Annotated in this window: 20 protein-coding genes, 1 tRNA gene and 1 pseudogene; 10 read left to right on the top strand and 12 right to left on the bottom strand. The window is 68.9% G+C overall.

Annotated features, from left to right (window positions below; genetic code table 11):
* The first annotated feature begins 12 nt into the window (after positions 1 to 12).
* The 3 genes from NGR01S_RS16755 to dnaG all read left to right on the top strand — a co-directional run bounded on the left by NGR01S_RS16755 (position 13) and on the right by dnaG (position 4,110).
* Positions 13 to 633, top strand: a complete 621-nt coding sequence (locus NGR01S_RS16755) for a YdcF family protein (RefSeq protein ID WP_174551712.1) — start codon at positions 13 to 15, stop codon at positions 631 to 633.
* Between the two features lie 59 nt (positions 634 to 692).
* Complete coding sequence (locus tag NGR01S_RS16750; RefSeq protein WP_063037985.1) at positions 693 to 1,940, top strand: deoxyguanosinetriphosphate triphosphohydrolase; 1,248 nt, start codon at positions 693 to 695, stop codon at positions 1,938 to 1,940.
* 244 nt (positions 1,941 to 2,184) lie between these two features.
* Positions 2,185 to 4,110: a DNA primase gene (gene dnaG, locus NGR01S_RS16745; protein WP_063037813.1), complete on the top strand. Its 1,926-nt coding sequence runs from the start codon at positions 2,185 to 2,187 to the stop codon at positions 4,108 to 4,110.
* A 6-nt stretch (positions 4,111 to 4,116) separates the two neighbouring features.
* Here the strand turns inward: dnaG and NGR01S_RS16740 are convergent, their stop codons facing one another.
* Positions 4,117 to 4,365, bottom strand: a complete 249-nt coding sequence (locus NGR01S_RS16740) for a hypothetical protein (RefSeq protein ID WP_063037811.1) — start codon at positions 4,363 to 4,365, stop codon at positions 4,117 to 4,119.
* Between the two features lie 199 nt (positions 4,366 to 4,564).
* Between NGR01S_RS16740 and NGR01S_RS16735 the strand changes: the two genes are divergently transcribed.
* Positions 4,565 to 4,637 (top strand) — tRNA-Asn (locus tag NGR01S_RS16735).
* Positions 4,638 to 6,085: 1,448 nt separating this feature from the next.
* Here the strand turns inward: NGR01S_RS16735 and dhaL are convergent.
* The 3 genes and pseudogenes from dhaL to NGR01S_RS16710 form a co-directional block, all read right to left on the bottom strand.
* Positions 6,086 to 7,778: pseudogene (gene dhaL / locus NGR01S_RS33205) on the bottom strand (dihydroxyacetone kinase subunit DhaL).
* A 172-nt stretch (positions 7,779 to 7,950) separates the two neighbouring features.
* Positions 7,951 to 8,409, bottom strand: a complete 459-nt coding sequence (locus NGR01S_RS16715; RefSeq protein ID WP_063037803.1) for a hypothetical protein — start codon at positions 8,407 to 8,409, stop codon at positions 7,951 to 7,953.
* A 22-nt stretch (positions 8,410 to 8,431) separates the two neighbouring features.
* The gene (locus NGR01S_RS16710; RefSeq protein WP_063037801.1) at positions 8,432 to 8,680 is read right to left on the bottom strand and encodes a hypothetical protein; all 249 of its coding nucleotides are present in this window, start codon (positions 8,678 to 8,680) and stop codon (positions 8,432 to 8,434) included.
* 191 nt (positions 8,681 to 8,871) lie between these two features.
* Between NGR01S_RS16710 and NGR01S_RS16705 the strand changes: the two genes are divergently transcribed.
* On the top strand, positions 8,872 to 9,705 hold the full coding sequence (locus NGR01S_RS16705; RefSeq protein ID WP_063037799.1) for a sigma-70 RNA polymerase sigma factor region 4 domain-containing protein: 834 nt from the start codon (positions 8,872 to 8,874) through the stop codon (positions 9,703 to 9,705).
* A gap of 37 nt (positions 9,706 to 9,742) precedes the next feature.
* Here NGR01S_RS16705 and NGR01S_RS16700 read toward each other — a convergent pair whose 3' ends face one another.
* Positions 9,743 to 10,579, bottom strand: a complete 837-nt coding sequence (locus NGR01S_RS16700; RefSeq protein WP_063037797.1) for an amidohydrolase family protein — start codon at positions 10,577 to 10,579, stop codon at positions 9,743 to 9,745.
* Between the two features lie 57 nt (positions 10,580 to 10,636).
* Between NGR01S_RS16700 and NGR01S_RS16695 the strand changes: the two genes are divergently transcribed.
* Positions 10,637 to 11,107 (top strand): MarR family winged helix-turn-helix transcriptional regulator, encoded by a 471-nt coding sequence (locus tag NGR01S_RS16695; protein WP_084481195.1) that lies wholly within the window; start codon positions 10,637 to 10,639, stop codon positions 11,105 to 11,107.
* 9 nt (positions 11,108 to 11,116) lie between these two features.
* Here NGR01S_RS16695 and NGR01S_RS16690 read toward each other — a convergent pair whose 3' ends face one another.
* Together NGR01S_RS16690 and NGR01S_RS16685 are read right to left on the bottom strand one after the other, a co-directional pair.
* Positions 11,117 to 11,989, bottom strand: a complete 873-nt coding sequence (locus tag NGR01S_RS16690; RefSeq protein ID WP_063037793.1) for a bile acid:sodium symporter family protein — start codon at positions 11,987 to 11,989, stop codon at positions 11,117 to 11,119.
* Between the two features lie 223 nt (positions 11,990 to 12,212).
* On the bottom strand, positions 12,213 to 13,463 hold the full coding sequence (locus tag NGR01S_RS16685) for a cytochrome P450 family protein (protein ID WP_063037791.1): 1,251 nt from the start codon (positions 13,461 to 13,463) through the stop codon (positions 12,213 to 12,215).
* Between the two features lie 514 nt (positions 13,464 to 13,977).
* Between NGR01S_RS16685 and NGR01S_RS16680 the strand changes: the two genes are divergently transcribed.
* From NGR01S_RS16680 to NGR01S_RS16670, 3 genes are all read left to right on the top strand, one after another.
* Positions 13,978 to 14,790, top strand: coding sequence for a class I SAM-dependent methyltransferase (locus NGR01S_RS16680; protein ID WP_063037789.1), 813 nt, complete (start codon positions 13,978 to 13,980; stop codon positions 14,788 to 14,790).
* Positions 14,791 to 14,929: 139 nt separating this feature from the next.
* The gene (gene msrA, locus NGR01S_RS16675) at positions 14,930 to 15,397 is read left to right on the top strand and encodes a peptide-methionine (S)-S-oxide reductase MsrA (RefSeq protein WP_373861431.1); all 468 of its coding nucleotides are present in this window, start codon (positions 14,930 to 14,932) and stop codon (positions 15,395 to 15,397) included.
* 84 nt (positions 15,398 to 15,481) lie between these two features.
* A complete protein-coding gene (locus NGR01S_RS16670) occupies positions 15,482 to 17,044 on the top strand; it encodes a bifunctional phosphatase PAP2/diacylglycerol kinase family protein (protein ID WP_245664634.1) in 1,563 nt (520 codons plus the stop codon).
* Positions 17,045 to 17,152: 108 nt separating this feature from the next.
* On the opposite strand, the gene NGR01S_RS16665 is transcribed toward NGR01S_RS16670, so the two are convergent.
* Both NGR01S_RS16665 and NGR01S_RS16660 read right to left on the bottom strand, forming a co-directional pair.
* Positions 17,153 to 18,793 (bottom strand): MFS transporter, encoded by a 1,641-nt coding sequence (locus NGR01S_RS16665; protein WP_157107292.1) that lies wholly within the window; start codon positions 18,791 to 18,793, stop codon positions 17,153 to 17,155.
* A gap of 19 nt (positions 18,794 to 18,812) precedes the next feature.
* Positions 18,813 to 19,238, bottom strand: a complete 426-nt coding sequence (locus NGR01S_RS16660) for a VOC family protein (protein WP_063037781.1) — start codon at positions 19,236 to 19,238, stop codon at positions 18,813 to 18,815.
* Positions 19,239 to 19,566: 328 nt separating this feature from the next.
* On the opposite strand from NGR01S_RS16660, the gene gad reads away from it, so the two are divergent.
* Positions 19,567 to 21,006, top strand: coding sequence for a glutamate decarboxylase (gene gad, locus NGR01S_RS16655; RefSeq protein ID WP_063037983.1), 1,440 nt, complete (start codon positions 19,567 to 19,569; stop codon positions 21,004 to 21,006).
* A gap of 108 nt (positions 21,007 to 21,114) precedes the next feature.
* On the opposite strand, the gene NGR01S_RS16650 is transcribed toward gad, so the two are convergent.
* The 3 genes from NGR01S_RS16650 to NGR01S_RS16640 form a co-directional block, all read right to left on the bottom strand.
* On the bottom strand, positions 21,115 to 21,513 hold the full coding sequence (locus NGR01S_RS16650; protein WP_063037779.1) for a hypothetical protein: 399 nt from the start codon (positions 21,511 to 21,513) through the stop codon (positions 21,115 to 21,117).
* A 177-nt stretch (positions 21,514 to 21,690) separates the two neighbouring features.
* Entirely contained in the window at positions 21,691 to 22,896 is a 1,206-nt protein-coding gene (locus NGR01S_RS16645; protein WP_063037777.1) for an NADH:flavin oxidoreductase, read from the bottom strand.
* Positions 22,893 to 23,471 (bottom strand): TetR/AcrR family transcriptional regulator, encoded by a 579-nt coding sequence (locus NGR01S_RS16640; protein ID WP_063037775.1) that lies wholly within the window; start codon positions 23,469 to 23,471, stop codon positions 22,893 to 22,895. Before NGR01S_RS16640 ends, NGR01S_RS16645 begins: the two co-directional genes overlap by 4 nt.
* Positions 23,472 to 23,518: the final 47 nt, after the last annotated feature.

Here is a 23,518-nt window from a genome sequence, read left to right as displayed (position 1 = left end):
ATCGGTGCCGGGATCCTGCGCTGGGCCGGGCGGCTACTCGGCGGTGCCTTGGTGGTGGGGTTGATCCTGGTGGGCGGTACCGCCGTGCGGGTGTGGCAGGTGGCGCGGATCGAGGACTACACACCCGCCGACGCCATCGTGGTGCTGGGCGCCGCGCAGTACTCCGGGACACCGTCGTCGGTGTTCGAGGCGCGCCTCTACCAGGCGGCGAGCCTGTACGAGCAGGGGGTGTCGGACCTTGTCATCACGGTCGGCGGCAAGCAGGAGGGTGACCTGTACACCGAGGCCGCCTCGGGAAAGATGTACCTGATGGACGCGGGCGTCCCGGAGAGCGCCATCCTCGCCGTGGAGACCGGTTCCGATACGCTCCGCAGCGTGGAAGCCGTGGCCGCCGCGATGCAGGGCCGCGGCCTCGATTCCGCGGTGCTGGTCAGCGATCCGTGGCATTCGCTGCGGACCCGCACCATGGCCCGCGACGCCGGGCTCGACGCCTGGACCGCACCTACCCGCACCGGTCCGGCCGTGTACACCCGGGAATCGCAGGCGCACGGTATCGCCCGGGAGACCGCCGCTCTGCTCTGGTATCAGCTCACCCATTTCTCGGCGGATTTCAACTACACCGCCGGGCAGTGAAGCCTTCACCCGCCGGACCTCCCGGCCGGTCACGGCCCGGTGGCAGACTTGGTGCGGTGATCTACACCGAGCACGACCGCGAACGCCTGGTCGGCGAGGCCCCCAAAACGGCGGGCCTGGCCGGTGCCGGAGCCCACGGAAACGGGCACCGCACCGAATTCGCGCGCGACCGTGCGCGCGTACTGCATTCGGCCGCGCTGCGCCGCCTCGCCGACAAGACCCAGGTGATGGGTCCCCGCGAAGGCGATACGCCGCGCACCCGGCTCACGCATTCGCTGGAGGTCGCGCAGATCGGCCGCGGTATCGCCGACGGCCTCGGCTGCGATCCGGATTTGGCCGAACTCGCGGGACTGGCGCACGATATCGGCCATCCGCCCTACGGTCACAACGGCGAGAAAGCGCTGGATATCTTTGCCGCCGGTGCCGGCGGGTTCGAGGGCAACGCCCAGAATCTGCGGATCCTCACCCGGCTCGAACCGAAGGTCGTCGATTCCTACGGTGGCAGTGTCGGGCTCAATCTCACTCGCGCCGCGCTCGACGCCACGATCAAATACCCGTGGCATCGCACCGCGGCGAGTGGCAAGTTCGGCGCCTACGAGGCGGACGCCGACCGGTTGTCCTGGGTCCGCAAGGGCGCCTCGGATCGGCGGCCGGCGCTGGAATGCCAGGTGATGGACTGGTCCGACGATGTGGCCTACTCGGTGCACGACGTGGAGGACGGCATCATCGCGGGCCGGATCGATCTGCGTGCCCTGGCCGATCCGGTGGAGCGGGTCGCGCTGGCCGAGCTGGGACATGTGCAGCATCGCGACCTCTCGGTCGACGATCTGGTGGCCGCCGCGCAACGCCTGTCCGAACTGCCCGTCGTCGCGGAGGTGTTCGTCTACGACGGCACCCTCGCCAGTTCGGTCGCCTTGAAAAGGCTCACCAGTGAACTCGTCGGCCGGTTCGCCAACGCGGCGGTCGTGGCCACGCGGGCGGCCCATACCGGACCGCTCGCCCGCTACTCCGCCGACCTGGTGGTGCCGCCGGTAGCCGCCGCCGAGGTCGCTGTCCTGAAGACCGTCGCGCTGCGCTACGTCATGTCCGATCCCGACCACAAGCTGCGTCAGGCCGAGCAGCGTGCCCGGCTCACCGCCGTCGCCGAACACCTGCTCGCCACCGGTCCCGCCGCACTCGATCCGCTGCTGCTGCCCTGGTGGGACACCGCCGCCGACGACAGCGCCCGGGTTCGCGTGATCGTCGACCAGATCGCCTCCTACACCGAGAGCCGCCTGGAACGGATCGCCGCCACCCTGGATTCGTGACAGTGCTCACCGGCGTGATCGGCGACGCCTTCGGCACCACGGGCCGGCCGGGTCCCTTATCGACCGACCGTGGCTGCCGACTCTTCGAAGCAGGTGGGAGGGCGTATGCGCTCGTGCGCCGACCGGCCCGAGTAGATCCACGTCACCGTAAGCGCTCAATGATCGTCTCTCTATGGAGGACCGGCCGCACACGCGCCAGGGTGCTCGGGTTCCGGCGTGGACCCGCTCGCCTAGACTCGACTCCGTGACCGGACGAATACCTGCTCGCGATATCACCGCCATTCGGGAGCGCGTCCGGATCGAGGATGTGGTGGGCGAGTACGTGGCGCTCAAACGGGGCGGCGCGGACTCGATGAAGGGGCTGTGCCCGTTCCACGACGAGAAGTCCCCGTCCTTCCACGTGCGGCCCAACCACGGCCTGTTCCACTGTTTCGGATGCAACGAGGGCGGCGATGTGTACGCCTTTCTGCAGAAGATCGAGCACATCGGTTTCGTGGAAGCCGTCGAGCAGATGGCCGACCGGATCGGCTACCGGATCAACTATGAGGGCGGCGGGACATCGGTCCAGCGTGACCGCGGCACCCGGTCCCGGCTGGTGGCCGCCAACGCCGCCGCCCACGAGTTCTATGCCGAGCGGTTGCGCGGCCCCGACGCCACGGTCGCCCGCAAGTACCTCACCGACCGCAACTTCGACGAGGCCGCCTGGACCCAGTTCGGCTGTGGTTACGCCCCCGACGGCTGGGACACCCTCACCAAGCACCTGCTGAACCGGGGCTTCGATTTCAAGGAACTCGAGGCGGCCGGTCTGTCCCGCCAGGGTCGGCGCGGCCCGATCGACCGGTTCCACCGGCGGCTGCTGTGGCCGATCCGCAATCTCGGCGGCGATGTGATCGGTTTCGGCGCCCGCAAACTCTTCGAAGACGACACCATGCCGGGCAAATACGTCAATACCCCGGAAACGCTGCTCTACAAGAAATCCCAGGTGCTGTTCGGTCTCGACCACGCCAAACGGGAGATCGCCAAGGGTCATCAGGCCGTGGTCGTCGAGGGCTACACCGATGTGATGGCCATGCATCTGGCCGGGGTGAAAACCGCCGTCGCCGCCTGCGGTACCGCCTTCGGTGACGACCATCTGGCGATCCTGCGCCGGCTGCTCATGGACGACAACTTCTGGCGCGGCGAGATCATCTTCACCTTCGACGGCGACGCCGCCGGCCAGGCCGCCGCCCTCAAGGCATTCCTCAGTGATCAGAAGGTCGCCGGGCAGACCTACGTCGTGGTCTCGCCCGACGGCCAGGATCCCTGTGAGATGCGCCAGCACTCCGGGGACGCCGCCCTGCGCGATATGGTCGCCCGCCGCGAGCCACTGTTCGATTTCGCGCTGCGCCAGGAGATCGCCAAACGCGAGGACAGCCGTACCCGGGCCCTCACCTATGACAGTCAGGTCGAGGTGATGCGCTGGGCGGTTCCTATCGTCGCCCAGATCAAGGACCACGGACTGCGTAAACGCTACGCGACCCAGCTCGCCGAATGGACCGGCTGGCAGGATCCGCAACTGGTGTACCGCCGGGTCGACGAGGAGGCCCGCAAGTTGCGCGGCGCCGCGGCCGCCCCGCCCACCCGGGCGCCCCGGAGCGAGGAATCCGGCCCCACGCCGCCCGCCGCCCGTCCCGACCCCCGGGACCCGGTACTGCGCTCCCAGCGGCAGGCCCTCGCCGCCGGCCTGCAGTACCCGGAGATCGCCGGTCCGGCGTTCGACGCCCTCGAAGCCGACGCCTTCACCCACCCCGCCTATATCGCCGTGCGCACGCTCATGGCCGAAGCCGGGGGAGTGGCGGCGGGCCTGTCGGGTGCGGACTGGGTGAGTGCGATCGGCGACCACACCGACGACCTCACGTTGCGTGCCCTGGTCTCCGAGCTCGCCAGTGAACCGCTGCCGGTGAAGACCACCGGCGATATCCCCCGGTTCATCACCGGGGTCCTCGCCAATGCCCAGGCCGCCCTGGTCGGCCGGCAGATCGCCGAACTCAAGTCACGGCTGCACCGCGTCTCCTCCGTCGACGAACCGGAGATCTATATGGCCCTGTTCGCCGACCTCGTGGCCCTCGAGCAGTACCGCAAGAGTCTGCTGGAACAGGCCATGGGCACCAGCGAATTCGGTGCCGCCTGACCCCGGCTAGCGTCGCCGTAGCTGATCGTGCGGCACCATCACGGTGGTGCGCTCGTCCAGCGGCTCCATCGGCTCCAGCTTCGGCCGGGTGCTCAACCTGTCCGACAGTTTCTGTCTGCTCACCTGCACCAGCTTGCGCGTCACCGGGCTCCCCGCTACCGCGCGGGCACTCGCGCTGATCTGCTCATAGCGTGCCCGCCCGGCCTTACTGCCCAGCACATAACCGGCAGCGATACCGATGATCAACCGCAACATTGTGGGTGGAGCTCCTCCCAGTAGTCCGTGCCGACCCATCCTGCCCGACCGCACCGACGCCTGTCGATCCGGTCCCCACGGCCGGTCGGACCCTGTTTCGGCCGCCCACCCCGGCTCGACCCCGCGATTTGGGCGCGCACCCACCCATACGCTAGAGTTTCCTCTCGGTCAGCCCGGTACGGGCGAGGCCGCCGAGCAATCCCCTATAGCTCAATTGGCAGAGCAGCCGACTGTTAATCGGCAGGTTACTGGTTCGAGTCCAGTTGGGGGAGCAGAAACCGCAGGTCAGGCCGAATACCCGCGGCGGTGTGGAAAATCCGGGACCCGATGCGTTCGTCAGCCCTGGCCGACCGATCCAGGCCGATTACCAGCCGGTCTGCGTACCGAACAGAACTGGGTGGGTGGACCCGGGTGGAGCCCATTGCGGGCCGATTTCGGGCGTCTAGGCTGTCGCCGCCCACCGTGCCCTCACAGAGTGGGCCGACGCCGGAATACTCGGCCGTTCGAAGAATCACAAGGGCAAAATCGTGTGCTACACAGCCGACGCCCACCTGGGACTTACTGCCCTGGCTGAGCGTGCCAAGCGGGTCGGGGCCGGCGATACCGACCATCGGCGACCCGATCAGGGGCCACCGGCACCGGCGGTGGACCGTTTCGGCCGTCTGGGTGCCGATTCACCGAAATAACTCCGGGCTCGTCGGCGACTGCACCTGTCAAAGGCCCGCTCATGGGTCTGGTGCTGTGCCCGATCAACGCACCCCTTCGGCTCGGCACCGTTGTTGACCAGCAACTGTTCGGTCGATCACCGACAGTAGCGCCGTCCGGGCGGTTGGATGGGATTGTATGGACACACGCACGTTTCGACCTCCGGTACCGGCACTGTCGGGAATTCTGCTCGGCATCGGAATCCGGCACATCAACCGCCGCGTGTGGTCGTCGTGCGACCGGAGTAGGGCCTCGGCGACGGATGTTCATCCTCGAGGGTGAACATCCGTCGAGCGCGGACGGTTCGCGAGCTGCGGCCCGTTCGGCAGTGCCGAAGCATTCGCACGTGGGCCGCCGAGCGGGAACCCGGATCGGCAGCGGCCACGACCACCACATGGCCCCACCCGATCGCCGGCGGACACTCACGGAACGCGATCGGTATCCGTTTTCGCGGCCGGGTGGCGGTCGTGCCAGATCCGGCGTGAGGCGTGCAGGGAGTCGCGCCTCAGAGCGGGGGAAGTCTTCCATATCCGCCGGATCCGGTCGCCGGTGTCGAACTTCGGCCGGCCGGGATCGCCGGTCTCGGCGAATGCGGTGAAAGCGCCGCGCATTGCGGCCGACAGGGGTGCGAAATCCGGTGGGACCTGGGAGCCGATGAGGCGCGGCCGAGAGGGCTGGGGGGTGTGTCGAAGGTGAAGGGTACGTCGAGGCCGTGGCAGGCGCGCAGCGCGCCGTCGCGGGCGGGATTCCGCCAAGCGAATACGTAGAGATTCTCCGCCGGTGTCCGCATTCACCTCGAGCGGGACCACATCGCCGCGCACCCAGGTGTCGTAGACGTCGTAGCGCTCAGCGCTCGGGGACCACGAGGTGGATACTGTGCGAGATCGGCCTGGCCGGTGAGATCTACAGGGCCGCAGCGATTTCTGGGGCGAGCGTCACCGTGTGTCGGTGACCGTCACCGCGTGCCTGTTCGAGTGGGCATTCGCCCGGCGCCGAGTCCAATCGTCCGGACGGTTCATGCGGTCGCGCTGCCGAGCCACCCGGTATCGATATCGCCCGGCGGCTCCGCGCAGGCCGCGGCGGCGGCCTGCAGGATCAGGGCGGCGGCGGCCGCGCCCGGGTCGAGCACGCCGCGCGCCACCTCGCCGACGTAGCTGGCCCGGCCGCGTTTGGCCACCAGCGATACGGTTCCGGACGCGCCGCGCACCGCGGCGTCGGCGGTGGCGGTGAGTGCCGCGGCCGGATCGCCCTCGGCGGTGCGGGCGGCGAGGGTTTCGGCGGCCGGTGCGAGCGCGTCCACCATGGTCTTGTGCCCGACTTCGGCTTTCCCGTATCGCTGCACGGTGGCCACCCCGGCGGTCAGGCCCTGGGATAACTCCGCCAGCGTGGGTTCGGAACCGGTTGCGCAGCGGGCGAGTTCGCGGAAGAACATGCCGAACAGTGGACCGCTGGTGCCGCCGGTGCCCAGGAAGCCGCGGGATACCGCGGTCAGCCAGTCCGCGTAGGAGTCGGGGGCGGTGGTGTCGATGTTCTCGCGGGCGCGGCGCAGGGCGGCGGCGATATTGGCGCCGAAATCGCCGTCACCGGCCCGGCGGTCTAGATCGGCGAGCGCCTCGGTGCGGTCGAGGAAGGCGTCGAACATGGTGTGCACCCAACGCTGACCGAATCCCGCGGGTAGTGCTTCGTTGTTCATGAGCAGAGCTCCTTCACCAGGTCAGGGCCGGGGTGCGCACGGGCGCGTCCCAGAGCGGAAGCAGATCGGCGTCGGCGGGCAGCAGGGTGAGGGAGACCCCGACCATATCGAGCGAGGTGACATAGCTACCGGCCAGCGAGCGGGCGACGGTGATACCGCGTCCGGTGAGTTGCCGGTGTACCGCGCGCGCCGCGATGGACAGCTCGACGGGGTAGGTGCCGCCGAGACCATTGACGATGGCGATCACCGCGGATCCGCGCGCCAGGTCGAGTTCGGCGACCAGCGGGTCGACCAGTAGCGATACCAGCGAATCGGCGTCGGCGAACGGCACCCGGCCGGTGCCGCGTTCACCGTGGATGCCGACACCCAGTTCGACCTCGCCGGGTTCGAGGGTGAACGCCGGAGCCGTTTCGCCGGGGTGTGTACCGGCGGCGAGCGCGAAGCTCAGTGTCCGGGCATTGCGGGCGACGCGGCGGCCGACCTCGGCGACCGTGTGCAGGTCGGCACCGGCCTCCGCGCTCGCGCCGCAGAGTTTCTCGACCGCGAGCACGGCCGCGGTGCCGCGGCGGCCGGGGCCGTCGTCGTCCGCGCTCTGGGTGGCCAGGTCGTCGTCGACGAGCACGGTTTCGGCCGCGACGGCGTTGTCGTCACCGGCGAGTTCACCGGCGATCCGGAAGTTGAGGACGTCGCCGGTGTAGTTCTTCACGATCTGCACGACGCCCCGTCCGGAATCGGCGGCCACGGTGCCCTCGTGCACCTGCAGTGCCGTGGGGCTGGCGAATACCGCGCCGGGTACGGCCACGTCGAGCATGCCGTATCCGACGAAGCCGGCATGGAGGGGTTCGTGGCCGGATCCACCGCCGGAGACGAGACCGACCTTGTCGCGTGCCGGGGCGGCCCGGGTGACGATGCCGCGAGTGCGGTCGTAGGCGACGAGTGTCGGATTGGTGAGTGCCAGCCCCTCGAGTGCCTCCTCGGGCGCGGTCTCCGGCTGGTTGAGGATCTGTCGGCGCACGAGCCCGTTCTCCTTCGATCGACTGTTCGCCGATGCTAGTCGAGCTCGAACTGCACGATCCGTACGTCTCGGATGTACACAGCGGAGCCGAGGGCACGCCGTATCGGTCGAAACGGTTGCCAACGCTGCTGTGATGGCCGACCGACGGTGTGTTGATACCGCGGTAACAAGTTCAGCGGGTCGGCGGGAACAACGGCGGGGGAGTGCCGATGGGGATGATCCGCGTACCGGACCAGGGGCACCGGGTGCGGTGGTCGCGTGGGTGATCGGCTATCCGGTCCTCGTCGACCGATACCAGCGTCCCCGGGCACAGGCCCGGGCAGCCGATCGCGGTGACGGGCCCGACGAGGTTCTTGCGGAGGGAGATTCGCAGGTAGCGAAGATTAATCCAGGGCCCGCGCCCACATTCGCATATCGGCCTGTCGACGACTTCGATTCCTACCCAGGGGCATTCGCCCGGCACATTGCGCCAGTGGTCCGCGACCCGGCCGTTCTCGAGCCGGGTGCCGTGGAGGCAGTACAACTTCTCCGGGCAGTAGTAGAGCCCGGAGGAGGATTTCGGTACGAGCATTCCGGTGTGGACCCAGGGCGCTATGCGGCATCCGCACACCGGTTCGTCCTGCTGTGGCATATCGGTCTTTCTGTGCTGATTATCAGGAGTCGGTGGCGTCCGGGTACTGCCGGACCCGGGGCGGCGTAGTCGCGCCGGGGGATAGCCCGGCCGTGAGATCGTCGGATCCGAGAGGGATCGGCGGGCGTTCGTCGGGTAGCTCACGCAGTCCGGCGGCGACCCGTTCCAAGAGTTCGAGGTCTGTGCGCCGAGTGACCTGCCACAGCCGCAGGGTTGCGGACATGGCTCGATTGGTGGTCCGGATGGGCAGCGGCGGGCGCTGTTCGGGCATGGTCTGACCTCGCAGGTTCGATGAATGGACAGCGGCGTCTATCTCGGGCCGGGAGAGCGGAGCATGGGCAGAACGAACTGTTTACCCGTGGTAAACCCGACCGGCGCGCGAAGCCTGCTGGGTTAAGGGGGTGTAAACGCAACAATACGGCTGCTACGGGTTTGCCGTCAAGCGCCTCTAAACTCCACGCTGTGGATGGAGCCGGCGAGTTCGACGAGGTCCGTGGCGAACCGGACCCGGTGCGCCGTGGTCAGCGGGCCACCGAACTGATCACGCGCTACCGGCAGCGGGCCACCGAGCTGGCGAGACTTCGCAGAGAGGCGATCGAAGAAGCGCATCGGACCGGTCTCAGTTTCACCGAGATCGCTGAGCTGCTCGGGGTGACGAAAGGCCGGATCAGCCAGATCAGGACCAGCGCTCCGCCGGCCGAACGCGCGTTCTTCGGTGTCGGCCCGGTAGCGGTCGGGATTCCCCGGCCGGCCGACAACGAGGCCGAGCGCGACCATGTGCACTTCGACGTGAGTTACCAGGCGACCCGACAGCGGGTGGAAGTCGACCTGGCCCGCCTGTCGATGGCGTCCACGCACTTCGAGATCGAGCCCGGTACCGAGGACGTTCCGGCCGGTGACGCCGTGGTGATCTGCGAACCCGAAGCGGCTCCGGTGGCACGGCGTCTGCTCACCGCCGACAAGGCCCTGGGTTTCGAGAACATCGACGGCACCTGGTATCTCGTCGACAAAGCGTCCGGACGCCGGTACGGCTCTCCGTTCCGTGCCGACAGCGCGAACCGGATCGATATCGGCTACCTCGCGCGGCAGGTGGCCGACGGCCGGGTCATCGTCCATATCGCCGGTGTGACGGGTGTCGGATCCCTGGGCATCGCGCATTGGCTGAGCGGCCATGTATCCGAGATCTACGAGCGATCGGCCCGATTCACCAGCGCGGTGATCGAATGCGATTTCGATGCCGACCTTTCCATCACCGGGAGCCGGATCGTCGCGGGGCCGTTCACCTCCCGGGAATGAGCCGATGGAGATCCCGGACCGAGCGGATCGAGGGTGGTCACGCCCGGGCCGCCGTGGCCGGATCGGGGAGGTGGAATACCCGCCGGGCGGTGCCCGCGAGGAAATCGGCGCGTAGTTCCTCGTCCCAGCCCAGGGCAGCCAGGTCGCGTAGTGCCCGGGCCGGGTCGATCATCGGCCAGTTCGTACCGAACATGACGCGGCGGTGGCCCAGTGTCCGGGCGTAGTCGAGGAACGCCGCGGGTAGCCGGTCGAGCGCGTACGCGGAGGTGTCGACGTAGAAGTTCGGGAATTTGACCGAGAGCGTGACGACTTCGTCCAGCCACGGGAATCCCACATGGCCACCCACCACCACCAGATCCGGGAAATCGAGCAGGACCCGTTCCAGGTACGGGATGGGCCGGCCGGTTTCCGAGGTCTTCAACGGTCCGGTGTGCCCGATCTGGGTGCACAGCGGTACGCCCGCCTCGACGCACGCGGTGTAGACGGGGTAGTAGAGCCGATGGTCCGGCGGTAGCTCCCACAGCCAGGGCACGACCCGGACGCCCACGAAGACGTCGCCGGCCAGTTCGCGGACGGTCCGGGCGGCACGTACGGGATCGCGGAGGTCGACGCCGAGCAGGCCGCGGAATCTGGTGGGTGCGTGCTCGACGGCGGCCCGTACCTCGTCATTGGTGATCAGTGGGCCACCGGGCCCGTACCAGGCCGAGAGCAGCGCGAGATCCACTCCGGCGGCGTCCATCCGCGCGAGGGTCCGGTCGATACCGGGGACCATATCCGCGGCGTCCTTACCGGTCCAGCGCAGCAGGGTGGCCAGCCAGGGCTCGCGGGCCATCCGCGGGCCCACCTGCTGGGCCCAGACGTCGATCGCGCCCATGGGCGGCTCCTTCCGGGGTCGTATACTTCACTATCAAAGTATTGAGAGGTGGGCAGGATGGCAAGGGACCCGTACCGATTGATCGGCCGGATCCAGCAGGTTGCGCATTCCCTGCGCAAGAGGTCCGATCACCTGCTCATCGACAGCGCCGGGGTGACCACGGCCCAGGCCGGCATCCTTTCCGTCATCGCCGACGATCCGGGCTGCTCCCAGCGTGATATCGCCCGGCGGCTGCGTCTCGGCGAATCCGCCGTGGTCGCCGCGATGGGTCGCCTGCGCGGGGCCGGCCTGGTCGAGCGGCGGGTGAGCGATCAGGATCCCCGGGCGGTCGCCCTGTTCCTCACCGCTCAGGGGCGGGAGACGATCGGTCGGGCCCAGGAGACCTACGGGGTCCTCAACGGCCTCGTTCTAGAGGCCCTCGGCGTCGACGGCCGGGCACGGCTCGCCGAACTGCTGGATGCGCTCGATTCGGCTGTCGCGTCGTTTCCGGACCGGCCGGACGAAACGGGCCCGCCCGGCCGGAAGTGAGGGCGCCGGTCATACCGGGGCCGGATGGGTACGCCGGGAGCGGGCGAAGAGGAAGGTGGCGAGGGCAGCGGGAATGTTCATCAGGAAGCCGTACACCGCGCCGGGAACCGCCATGGTTTCGTTGCCCAGCACGGTCACCGCGATGGTGATGGCCAGGGCCGCGTTGTGCACGCCGATCTCCATACCCGCGGCGATCGCGTCCGCCCGCTCCACCCCGAACGCGCGCGGTACCGCGTAGCCGACGATCAGGCTGCACACGCACAGCAGCAGGACGATGGCTCCCAGCTGCCCGACATGCTCGGTGAAGGCGTCGAACTCGGAGACCAGTGCCGCCACGACCACCAGTGCCAGTACCACCGCGGCGGCGACCTTGACTGCGGTGTGCATCCGCAGGGCCCAGGCGGCGAAGAGGCGCCGCACCGTCATGCCGAGCACCACCGGGACCAGGACCAGGGCGAAGACCTGGAGGAATTTGCCGGGTTGCAGGCCGATACCCGTGCCGTCGTCCAGGAACACCGAGTAGGACAGCCCCACCACGATCGGCAGCGTGAAAACGGCGAGTACGGAGTTCACCGCCGTCAGCGTGATGTTCAACGCCACATTGCCGCCCGCGATATGGCTGAACAGATTCGCCGACGTCCCGCCGGGTGAGGCGGCCAGTAGCATCATCCCCACCGCCAGCGCGCCCTCGAGGCCGAACAGCCGCACCAGGCCGAAGCAGAGGGCGGGCAGCACGATCAGCTGACAGCTCAATGCGATCAGTGCCGCCTTGGGAAAACGCGCCACCCGGGCGAAGTCGTCTACGGTGAGGGTCAGGCCCAGGCCGAACATGACGATACCCAGTGCCAGCGGCAGGGCGAGCGCGAAAAGCATTGACCCCATGCGTCATCCTTCCGACGGCCGAGTGTGGCCCGGGGCCCCGGGGCTCGTCAAGCGGGGCTCGGGCGGGCCCGTCGTTCGATGGTTCACCGGTGGCCGCCGCGCCCGCGACCTCACAGGCGAGCAGCGTGTCGACGACGAGGCGGCGCTGCGTGGGAGCCGGCGGCGCCAGGACCGTGCGCCTCGATGCCCGCATGGCGGCGGCCGGGGCGGGGACGCGCCCGCGTCACCCGAGGAAAATCGGCGGTGACGGTGGGAATTTCACCGGCAGCGCGGTGAGCGATCGGTGGAAGGGACCCGGTCGCCAGGAGGGTCCCTCCGGTGCGTCCAGCTCCAGCTCGGGAAGCGCGTCGAGCAGCAGGTCGATGGCGTCCTGGGCGACCAGATAGGCCGGGGTCTGCGCGGGGCAGGTCCGCTGGCCCAGGCCCCAGGAGAGATGGGAGCGGTTGCCGCGGTGGTCGTCGGCGCGGATGGAGGGGTCGTGGTTGCAGGCGGCGATGCTGATGACGACGGGTTGGTGGGCCGGAAGCCAGACGTCGTCGATCAGGATCGGCTGACGTGGGTAGGTGATGAGGAAGTTTGCCATGGGCGGGTTGTCGAACAGGGCTTCGTCGAGGGCGTCGCGGGTGGAGAGGCTGCCGCCGAGCACATTCCCGCCGAAACGCTCCTCGGTGAGGATGAGCAGCAGCGCATTCGCCACGAGGTTCTGCTGCAATTCGATTACCGCGCCGTACAGACCCGCCAGCTGATGGACCATCTCGTCCTCGTCCAATTCGGCGGGGTGCTGAAGCAGGCGCGAGGTGACATCGTCCCCGGGCTCGGCGCGTTTGAGCGCGACCAGGTCCGCCAGTGCGGAATTGATCATCTGGTTGCCGGCCCCGGCATCGATACCCTCGAACATGGCGGCCATACCCGCGGCGACCCGCTGCCCGATCTCGGTGGGGCAACCGAGCAGGGTGTTGCAGACCCCGAAGGCCAGCGGGAAGGTGTACTGCATCAGCAGATCTGCCCGGCCGGTCTCGCAGAAGGAGTTGATCAGTGGGGTCGCGATCTGGTCCACCGCCGCACGGAGTCCGTGCAGATCCACCTCGGCGAGCGCGGACAGATTCGCCGACCGGTAACGCTGCTGGTCGATTCCGGTGCTACGGGCCGGGACGGGCCGCCATTCCATGATCGGCAGTACAGGGCAGTCGGTGGGCATGCTCTGCTGCCAGGTCCGGGGGTCGGCGGGGAAGTGTTCGTGATCGTTGAGGATGCGGACGGCGGTCCGATGTTCGATGACCAGAGTCGCCGGCACATCGGGTGCGAGGTCCACGGGCACCATCGAACGGTGTTCGCGGCGCATCTGCCCGAACACCCGGTGCGGGTCCTCGGCGAATTCGGCCGAGTAGAGCGGGATGCGCGGTCCGCCGTCGGCGAAGGGTGAACCGTGGGCGGCGCGGGGCGGGATGTGGGTGTCGGGCGGTGGCGTGCTCAAGGGTGACTCCAGACTGGTCGCGATATGCCGGGACCTTCCGAGCCGTCGGCTCGTCATCTCGGCACGATGTAGCACCCTACTGGAGGTCAACATGAAATACTCTGCAGCACATTGTGTTTGATAACAGTGCTCGAGGGGTAACGTGCGGTGCGGAAGTCAGGCGCGCGGTGCCGCGGTCCGGACGCACGGCCGTCGGAGGCCCCCGAGAACTCTACGGTCGTTGCGCGTGATCTGCCAGGCGAGTCCGCCGGGCACCCGGTCTGCGCACTGCCGCGCCGGCTGCTGCCGATCTCCTCGCCGGGTGGCCGGTATGCGCTCCGCAGGATCACAACCTTCGGTGCGCACCGCAGGGCCGTCGGAACCATTGCGGTGCGAGGCCACCGGGGCAGACAATGAGACCGGCTCGGTACGCGAATGAGCTGGCGAAACGACGACAGAGGGCGGCCGCGAAGTATCCGGAGGGCGCGACCCGCCGTGAGTGGTTCCAGGTTCCGATCGATCCGAGGAGCAGACGATGACGCAGTTCGCGCCCGACCTCAAGAGCAAGCACAGAGCGATGTGGGCCTCCGGTGACTACCCCCGGGTGGCCGCCGATGTGATTCCCGGACTCGGCCGCAGGCTGGTCGCCGCCTGTGGTATCGGCCCCGGGCAGCGGGTACTGGATATCGCCGCCGGTGCCGGGAACGCGGCGATACCGGCGGCCGAGGCGGGTGCCGAGGTCGTCGCCAGTGACCTCACCCCGGAACTCTTCGAGGCCGGCCGCCAGAAGGCCGCCGCCGCGGGGGTCGAGCTCACTTGGGAACAGGCCGACGCCGAAGACCTGCCCTACGACGCCGGTGCCTTCGATGCCGTGCTCTCCTGCGTCGGGGTGATGTTCGCGCCGTCCCATCGGAGCGCCGCCGACGAGCTGGTTCGGGTGACCCGGACGGCCGGGACGATCGGCCTGATCAACTGGACGCCGGAAGGGTTCATCGGCCGGCTGTTCGCCGTCATGAAGCCGTACGCCCCCGCCCCGCCGCCTGGTGCGCAGCCGCCGCCCCTATGGGGCGACGAAGCACATGTCGCCGAACTGCTCGGGGGCCGGGTGACCGATCTGGAGCTGCGCCGGGAGCACGCGGTGGTCGACTGCTTTGCCGACGGCGCCGCCTTCCGTGACTTCTTCAAGGCCAACTACGGACCCCTGGTCACCGTGTACAGGGCCCTCGCCGACGAGCCGGACCGGGGCGCGCGCCTGGATCGGGAACTGGCCGAGCTCGGCGCCGCGCACGATCTGGGCAACGGCCGGATGGAATGGGAGTATCTGCTGGTGACCGCGCGTCGCGACTGACCATGCGCCGGCCGGGCCCCGGAACGGGACTTTCCGGGCTCGGTCGCGGGTTGTACGCGGAGCAGGAAAAGCGCAGGACTGAGGAGGAAGCGTGACCGAAACGCGCAAGGCGATCCTGGCCGGTGGGTGCTTCTGGGGTATGCAGGAGCTGATCCGTAAGCAGCCGGGGGTCGTATCGACGCGCGTCGGCTACACCGGCGGGCGCAACGATCACCCCACGTACCGCAACCATCCTGGTCATGCCGAGGCCGTGGAGATCGTCTACGACCCGGCGCAGACCGACTACCGGGCGCTACTGGAGTTCTTCTTCCAGATCCACGATCCGACCACCAGGGATCGCCAGGGCAACGATATCGGCAGCAGCTACCGCTCGGAGATCTTCTACGTCGACGAGGAGCAGAAGCGGGAGGCGCTGGCCACCATCGTCGATGTCGAGGATTCGGGACTGTGGCCGGGCAAAGTCGTCACCGAGGTGTCGCCCGCCCCGGAGTTCTGGGAGGCCGAACCCGAACACCAGGACTATCTGCAGCACTTCCCGAACGGCTACACCTGCCACTTCCCGCGGCCCGGTTGGAAGCTGCCGCGGCGGCAGACCACCGCCCGGTAGGCGCCGATACCGGAGCGGCCGGGGCCGGTGCCCCGCGCCGCTTCGGTTCGCCGCCCGACCGCGGTGATGAGTAGTGTCGGGCGGGTGAGTGGTTGGGCGCGCCGTAGGTTCCAGAGAATAGGACGATTCGATCGCGCGGTGGGCGGCGCGGTGGCGGAACTGCCCGCCTCCCGGCTGGACGCGGGATTGCTGCGCTTGACCGGCAGCGCCGACCACAGTGTCCTGTGGATGGTCTGCGCGGGGCTGCTCGCGGTGCGCCCGGGGGCCACCCGGCGGGCGGCGATGCGCGGGGTGGTCTCCGTGGCCGGGGCCAGCTTCGTGGCCAATGTCGTGCTCAAGCCGGTGTTCGCGCGCCGCCGTCCGGCGGCGGAACTGATGCCGCGGTACCGGCGGCTCGCCCCGGCCCCGTCCTCGTCGTCGTTCCCGTCCGGGCACAGTGCCAGCGCCGCCGCCTTCGCGACGGCGGTCGCCATGGAGAGCCCGCGCACCGCGCTGGCCGTGGCTCCGCTGGCCGCGGCGGTCGCCTACTCCCGGGTCCACACGGGAGTGCACTGGGGTTCGGATGTCCTGGTCGGCGCCGCGGTGGGGTCCGGGTTAGCGCTGGCCACCCGGCGCTGGTGGCCGGTACGCGAATCCGACGAGGCACGGGCCCGGCTGGTTCGCGAGGCGCCGGTACTCGCCGAGGGCAAAGGGCTGGTCGTCATGGTGAACCCGGTGTCCGGTGACGCCAACTACGACCCCACCGACGATATCGCCGCCGCGCTGCCCGCGGCGGTCGTGCTGCGCACCCGGCCGGATGTGGACTGTGCCGAACTCCTCGAGCAAGCCATTGCCGAGCAGTCGGAGCCGGTCGCGGCCCTCGGGGTGGCCGGTGGTGACGGGACCGTCGCCGCGGTGGCCGCGGTCGCCCTGCGCCGCGAGCTGCCGCTGGTGGTGATCCCGACCGGTACGCTCAACCACTTCGCCCGCGACCTCGGCGTCTACGATCTGCTCGAAGTCGTGGACGCGACCGGTGTCGGGGAAGCCGTCGCGGTCGATATAGCCGGTGTCCAGTACGGTGACGCGACCCAGATGGGAACCCGGCACCTGATCAACACCTTCAGCCTCGGCTCCTACCCGGATCTGGTCCGGTTGCGCGAGAAATGGCAGCCGCGGTGGGGTAAGTGGCCCGCGTTCGCGGCAGCGCTCGTGGTCACCCTGCGCCGGGCCGAACCGATCGAGATCTACCTCGACGACCACTGGCAGCGGGTGTGGTTCCTCTTCGTCGGCAACGGGCCCTACCATCCGCACGGCGCTGTACCGGCGTTCCGGGACCGGCTCGATTCCGGACTGCTCGATGTGCGCTGGTTGCGCGCCGATGTGCGCTGGTCCCGCACCCGCGCGGTGGTGTCGCTGCTGTTGGCCGCCATCGGGCACAGCCGGGTCTACGGGGAACGGCAATTATCGGAGCTGTTCGTGTACCTGCCCCGGTCGGAATCGCTCGCGGCCGACGGCGAGGTGTTCGGCACTGCGACCCATCTGCGTTTCTCGGTGGCGGGCCAGCTCACGGTGTACCGGCGCGACGAATCGAACCCGCTGTGGGCCAACCGCAGTCGCCCGCATCATCGCCGGGCTCCGTGGCTGCCCGACGTGTTCCGTTTCCGCTGAGCGGTCCGGCACCGCGCGATCTCGGGCGCCTACTGGTATCGCTCGGCATTCGGCGGTTGCCCGAGCCGGGTCCCCGATCCGTTCGGGTGAGTGCCGCGCGGTACGAGGTCATCCGGAAGCGGATGTGCCGGCGTCGTCGTCCGCCTGTGCGAGGGGTCGTTCCGGCAGCCGCCGGGTGCCGAACAGCGCGAGGACGGCCAGCAGCGCCGTGGCCGCGAACGCGGTGTGCAGCGCGTCCAGGCGGGCCGCGGTATTGACCGAGACGACCGCATCGGTGGTGGGTCCGTCCACACCCGCGTCGGTCAGTGCGTCGCGCAGTTGGGTGTCGGACAGGAACGGGACGCCATCGGCCAGCTCGGTGGTGGCCTGCTGCCGGACGGCGGCCGGCACCGTGGGATTGTTCTCGATCTGCTCGGTGACCGACGAGGTCAGGGTGGCGATCAGGATGGAACCGATCAGCGCGGTGCCCAGCGACGCGCCGAGGTAGGTGGCGGTGTTCTGCAGTCCGCCCACCTCGGCACTGCGCGATTCGGGTATCGCGGAGACGGTCACCGCGCCCAGTTGCGACGCCAGCGCGCCCAGACCCGCGCCCATCAGCAGCATCGGGATCGCGACCACGCGCGCGTCGGCCCCGGGGTCCATACCGCCCGCCAGCAGCAGTATCCCGATGGTCATGGACAGCACGCCCAGGCGGACCACGCGCCGCGCACCCGCGCGGGGCGCGAATTTCGGGATGCCGACGGCGGTCGCGATCAAGGCGACCGACAGCGGCAGTAAGCGGGCGCCGGTCCCGAGCGCGCTGAGCTGGAGTACTACCGAGAGGAACAGCGGGACGGTGAAGAACACCCCGGCCTGCACCGCGAACTGGGCGAAGAACATCCACAGGCCGCCGGTGAGCTGTCGGTTACCCAGCAGTTCCGGGTCGAGGAGCGGTTCGCGTCCGGTGCGTACACAGACCGCCAGGCGTTCGCGGAGCAGGTACAGGACGAGCAGTCCACCGAGTAGCAGCCAGATCACCGGAGACAGGCCGAACACGGCCGGCGCGCCGGGCCGCTCCTGTACCCAGCCCCATTCGCTCGAACGGAGTACGCCGTACACGATCATGGCCAGGCCGACCACCGACAGCGCCGAACCGAGGTAGTCGAGGCGCGCCTGCTCCCCGGAGGTGTCGTTCATCTTGCGTAAAAGCAACAGGATCAGAACGACCACGACCACTTCGCCGAAGAAGACGTAGCGCCAGGAGGTGTAGGTCGTCACCGCGCCGCCCAGCAACGGGCCCACTGCGATCGCCGCGGCGGCCGCGGCGGCCACGAGGCCGTAGGCCGCGGTCCGGCGTTCGGCGGGGATGTTGGCGGCCACCAGGGCCACGATCGCGGGCATGATCAGTGCCGCGCCGATCCCTTCGAGCAGCGACCAGCCCACCAGTAGGATGGTCAGATTCGGTGCGAGACCGGTGACGAACGACCCCAGGCCGTACGCGACCAGACCGATCCCGAAGACACGCCGGCGGCCGACTATCGCGCCGACCTTCCCGCCGGTGATCATCAGCGACGCCATCACCAGCGTGTACAGGGTTATGGCGGTCTGGATGCCGGTGATGGTCGTCCCGAGGTCCTGCGCCACGGTCGCCATGGATACGTTCATCACCGAACTGTCGAGCGCCATGAGGAACTGGCCCGCGCACAACACGGCCAGCACGAGTCCGGATCCGGACCGTGGCGGCGGGACCGCGGGTTGGCCTGGGCTCACCGGGATGCCGGGGCGGCCGCTACTGCGACGAGTTGAAGTCGATCATCCAGGGGATGGAGAACTTGTCGGTGAGCATGCCGAACAGTTCCGTCCACTCCGTCTCGGCGAGATGCATATCCACCGACCCGCCCTCGCTCAGCGCGCCGAACACCCGCTCCGCTTCGGCACGGTCGCCGACCTCGAGGCATACGGTGAAGTTCGGCCGCTGCGGAACCTCAACGGTCTGCCCGGGCGGGCAGTCCGAGCCCATCAGTATCTGGCCGGTCCCGGCCAGTGGCAGTGCCGTATGCGCGACCAGGCTTTTTGCCTCGTCCGGCAGATTCGCGCCCTCGCCCATATCGCCGAACCGGATCAGCTGGAGTTCGCCACCGAACACCGACTGGTAGAAGGTGAACGCCTCCTCGGCATTGCCGTTGAACATGAGATACGCGTTGACGGATTTCACGGGTCTCCTCCTCTGGTGATGAGGATGTGCGGATGGGTGACCAGGGGGAACGCATTACGATCCGGGCGCGGCGGCCGGCGCGCGGACCGATCGGGCCGAGCGTATCCCGCGTGCTCGGGTGCCGGGGCAGATCCCGCCCAGATGCGGGGTGGTTCGGCGCCGCGCGACGACTCGGGCGGATTCCCCACGACCTGGTGGGAGCAGGCACGGGCATTCGACCCGCCGGGGCGGCCGCCGTGCGCCGGAACAGTCGCGCGCCGGGCGATACTCGGGGTCGCCGCCCGTCCGGGCGGTGCCACGTCCGGTTCGAATGCTGGTGGAGGTCTCCATGGCATTGACCCATCCGTCTCATCCCGGTGGCACCGGCCGGGACGATATCTCGGTGAATCCGGTGTTCACCCGGGAACCACTCGAGGTGCCCCGCAACCGGCTGCCCGCTCGCGAGCTGGACGCCGAGACCGCCTATCAGATCGTGCACGACGAACTCTTGCTCGACGGCAACGCCCGGCTCAACCTCGCCACCTTCGTCACCACGTGGATGGAACCCGCGGCGCAGGTGCTGATGAGCGAATGCTTCGACAAGAACATGATCGACAAGGACGAGTACCCGCGCACCGCCGAACTGGAGCAGCGCTGCGTGCGGATATTGGCCGATCTGTGGCACGCCGCCGACCCCGACCATGCCGTCGGGTGTTCGACCACCGGCTCGAGTGAGGCGTGCATGCTGGCCGGACTGGCCATGAAGCGCCGGTGGCAACTGCGGCGCCGGGCCGCCGGACAGTCCACCGAGCGGCCCAACCTGGTGATGGGGATCAATGTCCAGGTGTGCTGGGAGAAGTTCGCCGAGTACTGGGACGTCGAGCCGCGCGTGGTGCCGATGTCGGGGGAGCGGTTTCATCTCACCGCCGAGGAGGCGGCGGCCCGCTGCGACGAGAACACGATCGGTGTGGTGGCGATCCTGGGGTCCACATTCGACGGTAGCTACGAGCCGGTCGCCGAGATCTGCGCGGCGCTGGATCGGGTGCAGACCGAGCACGGCTGGGATATCCCGGTGCACGTGGACGGGGCGTCCGGCGCCATGATCGCGCCGTTCTGCGATCCCGAACTGGAGTGGGATTTCCGGCAACCCCGGGTCGCCTCGATCAACACCTCGGGCCACAAGTACGGGCTGATCTACCCGGGGGTGGGCTGGGTGCTGTGGCGCGACGCCGACGCGCTACCGGACGCCCTGGTCTTCCGGGTGAACTACCTCGGCGGGGAGATGCCGACCTTCGCGCTGAACTTCTCCCGGCCCGGTGCGCAGGTGGTAGCCCAGTATTACACCTTCCTGCGGCTCGGGTACCGCGGCTACGCGCGGGTGCAGGGCTACTGCCGGGAGGTCGCGTCCGCGCTGGCCGACCGGATCGCGCAGCTGGGCCCGTTCCGGCTGATCACCGACGGCAGGCAGTTGCCCGTCTTCGCCTTCACGCTGGCCGAGGGCGAGACCGGGTATTCGGTCTTCGATGTCTCGGCGGCGCTGCGGGAACAGGGCTGGTTGGTGCCCGCCTACACCTTCCCGGCCGATCGGGAGGATCTGGCGGTGCTGCGGGTGGTGGTTCGCAACGGATTCAGCCACGATCTCGCCGACCTGCTGATCGAGGCGTTGCAGCGGGCCCTGCCGCGGTTGCGGGCCCAGCAGGTGCCGCAGCGAGGCGCCGAGCTCGCGTCGTTCTCGCACGGGGCCGATATCCGCCCGCACCACGCGGGAGTGCGGCCGGCGGGGTCGTGAGCGAGTGGAACCGGCCGGCACAGTCGCCGTGGCCGGCCGGTTCCGCTGTCTCGGGCCGGGCCTGCCCGAGGTCTATCGACACTTGGCCGATGCGCCGTTGTTCAGGTATCAGAAGGCGCTGCCGGTGCCGGGCAGGAAGATCCGCGGGAAAGGCAGACCGAAACCGGGGCGGTGGTGGCCCCGGTCCCAGTTGTTGTGCCGGCCGTGATCCCAGCCCCGGTCCCAGCCGCGGTCGTGGCGGTTGCGGCCGCGATTCCAGTCCGCCGGGTTGTTGTGCCGGCCGTTCCAGCTGTGGTCATGGCGGCCGTGCCGTCCGCGATCGCCGTAGCCGTGACCATGGCGGCCGGGGCGGCTCACGTCCTGGGCCTCGGTCGTGTCATCGGTGACCACGCTCACGTGGTCGTCGGCGAGCGCGGGTGCGGCGGTGAGGGTCAGTGGGGCCAGGGCGATCGCGGCGGTGGCCGCGATCCGGACGGCGAGTCGGCGGGTGCGTGCGGTTCGGTGCATGATTCGTCCTCGGTCGTAGCGCCGCCCGGGGGCGGTGGCGGAAGCAGTTGCACTGGGGGAGTGCGGCTTTGCTCTGATGCCTAGACCGTACCGTTAAATAACGGCGCATTCAACATGTGTTCGTTAATTGGGGATGACGAATGCTGTGAACAGTGACTTCCGCGACCCGCAGGCCGCCTATTCGCCGGTGACCGAGTGAATCGGGATCGTGGCTTCGAGTTGATCGAGCCGGAGCACACACCGGGTGCGACTGTAGATGGTCGGCATACATTCGTTGCAGTGCACGCAGGCGGATTCGGTGTTCGCATCGGATCGGATGCGGCGCAACAGATCCGGCTCGCGCAGCAGGGCCCGGCCCATGGCGACGAAATCGAACCCCTCCGCCATTGCCAGATCCATCGATTCCCGGTCGGTGATACCGCCCAGCAGCACCAGCGGCATGGTCAGCTCCCTACGGAACTGCCGAGCACGTTCGAGTAGATACGCCTTCTCGTATGGGTATTCGCGCAGGAACGCTTTACCGACCAGCCGGAAACCCCAGCGGGCCGGACCCGGCAGGGTTTTCGCGAACTCGCGGCGCGGTGCCGCGCCGTGGAACAGCAGCATCGGGTTCAGCAGGGAACTGCCCGCCGTCAGCTCCAGCGCGTCGAGCGCGCCGTCGGCCTCCAGCCACGCGGCCACCTGCAACGATTCCGGCAGGGTCAGACCGCCGCGGACCCCGTCCTCCATATTGAGTTTCGCGGTGACCGCGATCCGGTCGCCGACCGCCTCGCGCACCCGGCGGGCGATATCGCGGGCCAACCGGGCCCGGTTCTCCAGCGGGCCGCCGTAGCGGTCCTTGCGTCGGTTCAGCAGCGGGCTCAGGAACGAACTCACCAGGTAGTTGTGCCCGAAATGTATTTCCACCGCATCGAACCCGGATTCGATCGCCAGCAGTGCCGCGTCGGCGTGGGCGGTGATGAGGTCGTGGATCTCGGCCGCGTCGGGCACTTTCATCGGGCTCATCCCGAGTGGGCTGAACATCCGGCTCGGCGCCAGCGCGGGCAGGCGATTGGACGCGGAATTGGCCACCGGCCCCGCATGGCCGATCTGCGCGCCGGCCGCCGCGCCCTCGGCGTGCACGGCGTCGGTGAGCCGGCGCAGGCCCGGCACCGCCTCGGGACGCATATAGATCTGGTGGCGGTCGGTGCGGCCGCCGGGCGCGACCGCGCAGTAGGCGACGGTGGTCATCCCGACCCCGCCCGCCGCGACCTCCCGGTGGAATTCGACGAGATCGTCGGTGACCAGCGCGTCCGGCGTGCGTCCTTCGAAGGTCGCGGCCTTGATCACCCGGTTGCGCAGGGTGAGTGGCCCGAGCGGGGCGGGGGCGAATACGTCGGTCACGATATATCTCCTGTCGGTGCGGTCAGCCCGGCCACGACGAAAGTGCGCAGGGTGGCCACGGCCTGCGGGCTCAGTGCTCGGTCCTCGGCGGCAGCGCGGCCGAATCGCATGATGATGAGGTCGAACGCGAGCATCCAGCGGCGTCGGCTCTCCCGTTCGCCCACCTCGGGCAGCAGTCCGGCCCACGAGTCGATCCGGAACCACTGCTGCTGCCACGGGCCCACCTGCCGGTCGATCACGCATTGCGCGAGCAGTCGCAGGTGCAAGCGACCCAGCGGGTCGGCGACCAGATCGGTGAACGGGGTGAGGACCGCGTCGACGAGATCGGCCACGGGCCCGGCCGCGGCGGTGACCTCGCTGAGACGGTCGGCCCACAGCGCGCCGAGGCGTTCTTCGAGCAGGGTCGCCACCAAGGCTTCCTTGGATCCGAAGTGGTAGTGGACGGCGGCGGGGTTCGCGCCGGCCTCGGTGCAGATGCGGCGTACCGAGACATCGTCGTAGCGCTCGGTGAGCAGCAGGCGTTCGGCGGCCGTCAGCAGGCGTTCGCGGGTCGCGGCCGAAACTCGCTGGGGCATGCGGCCAGTGAACCACTGCGCCGGACGGTTTTCAATCATTGATTGAA

Origin of the sequence: Nocardia grenadensis NBRC 108939, assembly GCF_001613445.1 — a bacterium.
Classification (GTDB): domain Bacteria; phylum Actinomycetota; class Actinomycetes; order Mycobacteriales; family Mycobacteriaceae; genus Nocardia; species Nocardia grenadensis.
The sequence above is the reverse complement of the archived record's forward strand: the minus strand, read 5'-3'. Positions and strand labels throughout refer to the sequence as shown.